This is a genomic window from Roseateles sp. P5_B10 (genome assembly GCF_056400485.1).
In genome coordinates, this window is the sequence record NZ_JBFULE010000516.1 from 1 (window position 1) to 3,796 (window position 3,796).

Sequence of the window (3,796 nt, forward strand, 5' to 3'; positions counted from 1 at the left end):
CGCCTATGCCCGCCTGATCGTCAACGACCAGGGTCGCTTCAATCTGCGCGACATCGGCCCGGCGGAAGCGGCTGCAGCGCCCGCGCCAGCCGCATCGGCAGCGCAGCCGGAATTCGCCGCCGAACGCATCCGCGTCAACCGCGGCGTCGTCGATTTCAACGACCGCTTCGTGCGTCCCAACTACAGCGCCCGCCTGACCGAGCTGCAAGGCTCGCTGGGCGCCTTCTCGTCTACCAGCAGCGCGATGGCGCCGCTGACGCTGAAGGGCAAGGTCGCCGGCACCGGCCTGCTGGAGATCGACGGTCAGCTCAAACCGGGCGCACCACTGGCCATGGACATTGCCGCCAACGCGACCGACATCGAGCTGGCGCCGTTGTCGCCCTACGCCGCCAAATACGCCGGCTACGCCATCGAGCGCGGCAAGCTGTCGACCAAGCTGCGCTACAAGGTCGAGCCCGGCGGCCAGCTGGTGGCCAGCAACCAGATCATCCTGAACCAGCTGACCTTTGGCGAGCGCGTCGAGAGCCCTGACGCGACCTCGCTGCCGGTGCGCTTCGCCGTGGCGCTGCTGAAGGACGGCAACGGCGTCATCGACGTCAACCTGCCCGTCAGCGGCTCCCTGAACGATCCGGAGTTCAGCGTCGGCGGCCTGGTCTGGAAGCTCGTGCTCAATCTCATCGGCAAGGCGCTGACCTCGCCCTTCGCCCTGTTCAGCGGCAGCGACGCACCCGAGGAGGCCCAGATCGCCTTCGTGCCGGGTGGCGTCGAACTGGCCGACTCGACCAAGCTCGACCGCGTAGCCAAGCTGCTGGTCGACAAGCCCGGCGTGCAGCTGACGCTGACGGGCTGGGCCGGCATCGCCGCCGAAGGCCAGGCCTTGCGTGAACAGCGCCTGGCCAGTGCACTCAAAGCCGAAAACGCAACACCCGATGCCGCGCTCAAGCGCCTCTACCAGGCCAGCAAGCTGCCCAACAAGCCCAAGAACCTGCTCGGCCTGGCCAAGGATCTGCCGCCCGAGCAGATGCGCGGCCTGCTGCTGGGCAGCTACGCCATCGAAGACGAAACACTGCGCCAGCTGGCGGTGGCCCGCGCCACGGCGGTGCGCGATGCGCTGCTGGCCCGCGGAGCGCCCAATGCGCGCGTCTTTCTCGCCGCGCCCAAGCTCTGCGACCAGGGTTGCGATGAGACCTGGCGCCCCCATGTCGAGCTCTCCCTTGGCGCTCATTGAAGGTCATTCCATGTCTGCTACGAATCTCGAACGCATCACCCTGGCCGGCGGCTGCTTCTGGTGCCTGGAGGCCGTCTACGAGCGCGTGCGCGGCGTGCACCACGTCGAGAACGGCTATAGCAATGGCCAGGGACCCAAGCCGACCTACGAGGCCGTCTGCGGCGGCAACACCGGCTATGCCGAGGTCGTGCGCATCGACTTCGATCCCGCCGAGGTCTCGCTGCGCGAACTGCTGGAGGTGTTTTTCACCATCCACGACCCGACGACGCTGAACCGCCAGGGTGCCGACGTCGGCACGCAATACCGCTCGGGCATCTACTGGCATACCGAGGCGCAGCGCCAGCTCGCGGCCGAGGTGCTGAAGGAGGTCAACGACCATCACGCCGGCCGCGCCGTCACCGAACTGTTACCTGAGACCAATTACCACTCGGCCGAGGCCTATCACCAGCACTACTACGCCCGCAACCCCGAGCAGGGCTATTGCGCCTTTGTCGTTGCCGGCAAGGTGGACAAGTTCCTGGCCAGCTTCAAGCGCCTGGTCAAGTGATGCTGGCCTGGGGCGGCCTGCGCCATCGCTACGCCGGCGGCGCCGAGCTCGCCTATGCCGACTTCGCGCTCGCCGCGGGCCGGCATCTGCTGCTGCGTGGCGCCTCGGGCTCGGGCAAGTCGACGCTGCTGGCCTTGCTGGCGGGTCTGCTGCGCGTGCAACAGGGCGAACTGAACGTTGCGCAAACCGAGCTGCAGACGCTGAGCCCGCGCGCGCTGGACGCCTGGCGTGGAGCCACGTTGGGCGTCGTGCCCCAGCGCCTGCATTTGAGCGAGGCGCTGACTGTGGCCGAGAACCTGGCGTTGCCGGCGCTGGCCGCAGGGCAGGGCGCCGACCCGGAGCGCGCGGCCGAGCTGATGGAGGCGCTGGACATTGCTGAGCTGGCGAATCGCCGGCCGCACCAGCTCAGCGTCGGCCAGGCCCAGCGTGTGGCGCTCGCGCGCGCACTGATGCGCCGTCCGCGCCTGCTGCTGGCCGATGAACCCAGCGCCAACCTGGACGATGAGCACACCCTGCACATGCTGGCCCTGCTGCTCGATGCGGCCGAGCGCGAGGGCTGCACGCTGGTCATCGCCAGCCATGACGCGCGTGTCGTCGAAGCGCTGGCAGAGCGGGATGACGTCAGCGAGGTGGTCTTGTGATCCGCCTCGCGTGGCGATACCTGTGGTCCAGCCCGTTGACGACAGCGCTGAACCTGCTGCTGCTGACGCTCGGCCTCGCCGCCGTGACCTTCGTGCTGCGCGCCAGTGCCCAGGTCGAGGCGGGGCTGAAGCGCGACCTCGCCAGCATCGACCTCGTCGTCGGCGCCAAGGGCAGCCCCATGCAGATCATGCTGGCCGGCGTCTTCCACCTCGATGCGCCGACCGGCAATATCCCGTTGGCGACGCTGGAGCTGTTGAAGCAGCAGCCCCTCGTCGCCCAGGCTGTGCCGCTGTCGCTGGGCGACTCCTTCCGCGGCTACCGCATCGCTGGCACGACGCCGGCGTACATCGATCTCTATGGCGGCCAAATGGGGCAGGGCGCGCTCTGGACGAAACCGATGCAGGCCGTTCTCGGCGCCGAAGTCGCGCGCACGAGCGGGCTGAAGCCCGGTGACCGTTTCGCCGGCAGCCACGGCTTGGCCGAGGGCGGCGGCGCGCATGGCGAACATCAGTTCGAGGTCGTCGGCGTGCTGGCCGAATCCGGCAGCGTGCTGGACCGCCTCGTACTGACCGATCTGGCATCGGTGTGGGAGGTGCACGAAGACCACGCCGTCGCACACGACGAGGAGAGCGAAAGGAAGGAGATCACGCTCGCCCTCGTGCGCTACCGCAGCCCGCTGGCCGCCGTCATGCTGCCGCGCTGGGTCAATGCGCAGGACGGCCTGCAATCCGCCGCGCCGGCGCTGGAAACAGCCCGACTGATGCGCCTGGTGGGTGCCGGCACCGAAGTGCTGCGGGGCTTTGGCATCGTGCTGCTCGCGGCGGCGGGGCTGTCGGTCTGGGTCGCGTTGCTGCATGCGGTGCGGGCACGCCAGGGCGATCTTGCGATGCTGCGCATGCTAGGCGCGCCGGCCTCGCGCGTCGCGGCGCTGATCGCGCTGGAGGCCTTGCTGCTCGCCGGCCTCGCCGCCGTGCTGGGGCTGGTGGCTGGGCACGGCCTCGTTGCGCTGCTGGAGCGTCTGCTCGCCGAGCGACAGTCGCTGCGCCTGGGCCAGCTCGGCATGAGCGAAGCCGAATGGCTGGTGCCGCTGCTGGCCGGCGCCCTGGCGCTGCTGGCCGCTGCCTGGCCCGCATGGCGGGCCTATCGGCTGGATGTCACAACCCTGCTGCAAGCTCCGCGCTGAACCCCGACAATCCCGCCATCATGAAGTTCAAGCCCCTTCTCGCCGTCTGTCTTGCCGCTGCTGCGGCGTTCGCCCAAACGCCGCCGGGCATGGGGCAGGGGCCTGGCTATCACGACCCGCGCAGCCCCTTCAAGCCGCTGGAGGAACGCGCCGACATCGTGTCCTGGCATTTGCTGTSCCAAGTCACCGCCAAGGC

The 3,796-nt window shown here is 69.0% G+C and carries 4 protein-coding genes; all 4 read left to right on the top strand.

Features of this window, described 5'->3' with window-relative positions:
- Positions 1-1,228: DUF748 domain-containing protein (locus tag AC1DU6_RS22980; protein ID WP_477859848.1), on the top strand; the 1,228-nt coding region annotated here is incomplete at its 5' end.
- A gap of 10 nt (positions 1,229-1,238) precedes the next feature.
- Entirely contained in the window at positions 1,239-1,775 is a 537-nt protein-coding gene (gene msrA / locus AC1DU6_RS22985; protein WP_477859849.1) for a peptide-methionine (S)-S-oxide reductase MsrA, read from the top strand.
- Positions 1,775-2,416 (top strand): ABC transporter ATP-binding protein, encoded by a 642-nt coding sequence (locus AC1DU6_RS22990; protein ID WP_056202358.1) that lies wholly within the window; start codon positions 1,775-1,777, stop codon positions 2,414-2,416. The genes msrA and AC1DU6_RS22990 overlap by 1 nt, the downstream gene beginning before the upstream one ends.
- The gene (locus AC1DU6_RS22995) at positions 2,413-3,600 is read left to right on the top strand and encodes an FtsX-like permease family protein (RefSeq protein ID WP_477859851.1); all 1,188 of its coding nucleotides are present in this window, start codon (positions 2,413-2,415) and stop codon (positions 3,598-3,600) included. Before AC1DU6_RS22990 ends, AC1DU6_RS22995 begins: the two co-directional genes overlap by 4 nt.
- Positions 3,601-3,796: the final 196 nt, after the last annotated feature.